Genomic DNA, 1,419 nt, shown 5'->3' on the forward strand with positions numbered 1-1,419 from the left:
TTTTGATTTTTAATTTCTTTAATCACAACAGAACGGATAGCATTGCCACTTTGATCAATGCTAATAATACCTGAAACCCCTTCAAAATTTTTGGTTTGATGAATTTTTTCATTTACGCATTTACTTGTAAGATTATCAATACAAGCATTCATAGCATTTAACATTACAAAATAAGCATCTGCACCCATAGCTGAAAATGCTGGAAGTTCTTTTGTTGATTTGACTTTTTCATAAGCTGCAATGAAATCTTTGCTTAATTTGGTGCTAGGATTATTATAATCAAAACTGTCTGTGAAAATATAACCCTCACTCGCATCCCCAGATAAATTAATAAAAGTTTGATCAGCAACACCATCAGCAGATCCCATAGGAATATTTAAACCTCCAAGTTTAGCCTGTCTAGCGAACAAAGAAGCCTCATTATAATAAAGTGGCAAGAAAATAAATTCAGGGTTTAAACTTTTAATTTGAGTGACTATGGCTTTAAAATCTTTATCTCCTGAATTTATTCTAAGAGTTCTAAGAATTTGTCCCCCTTTAGCTTGAAATTCTTTTTCAAAAGCCTTAGCCAAGCCTAAAGAATAATCAGTGCTTTGATCAACAACAATAACAACACTTTTATAATGAAGTTTTGAAAAAATATACTTTGCTAAAGAAGATCCTTGAAAACTATCCATAAAACATACACGAGAAGAATATGATTTTTTTTCAAGCAATCTATCCCCAGTTGCCGCAGGGGCAATTAAAGGAATTTTGCTATCTTCTGCTACACGCATCACTTGCAAAGTATTAGCAGTAACCATCTCTCCTATAAGCCCAATAACCTTATCTTGAGAAACAAGACGGCTTGCACCACTTGAAGATTCTAATTTATCTCCTTTAGTATCAATAACAACAAGAGAAACCTTATCACCATTACTCAAAGTTGGTTGCATAAAATGTGCGAGTTTAATCCCCTCTAAAGCACTTTGTCCATACGCAGCAGTAGAACCACTTAAAGGTAAAACAACGCCTACTTTTATTTCTACAGCACTTAAACTTAAACTTAAAATACTTGCTAAAATTAAAATTTTTTTCATTCTTTTCCTTTATTATAATAATTACGGATTTAAGGTTGTTATATAACTTTGTTTTTGATTTTTAATTTCTTTAATCACAACAGAACGGATAGCATTGCCACTTTGATCAATGCTAATAATACCTGAAACCCCTTCAAAATTTTTGGTTTGATGAATTTTTTCATTTACGCATTTACTTGTAAGATTATCAATACAAGCATTCATAGCATTTAACATTACAAAATAAGCATCTGCACCCATAGCTGAAAATGCTGGAAGTTCTTTTGTTGATTTGACTTTTTCATAAGCTGCAATGAAATCTTTGCTTAATTTGGTGCTAGGATTATTATAATCAAAACTG

The 1,419-nt window shown here is 31.6% G+C and carries 1 protein-coding gene and 1 pseudogene; both read right to left on the reverse strand.

The genetic code is table 11. The features are described from left to right. The coding region (locus GRQ01_RS07475) for an ABC transporter substrate-binding protein (protein ID WP_158335132.1) at positions 1 to 1,079 on the reverse strand (1,079 nt) is incomplete at its 3' end. A gap of 21 nt (positions 1,080 to 1,100) precedes the next feature. Beyond that, positions 1,101 to 1,419 (reverse strand): annotated as a pseudogene (locus GRQ01_RS07480) (ABC transporter substrate-binding protein); the annotation flags it as partial.

This window comes from Campylobacter bilis, assembly GCF_016806695.1.
Lineage (GTDB): Bacteria > Campylobacterota > Campylobacteria > Campylobacterales > Campylobacteraceae > Campylobacter_D > Campylobacter_D bilis.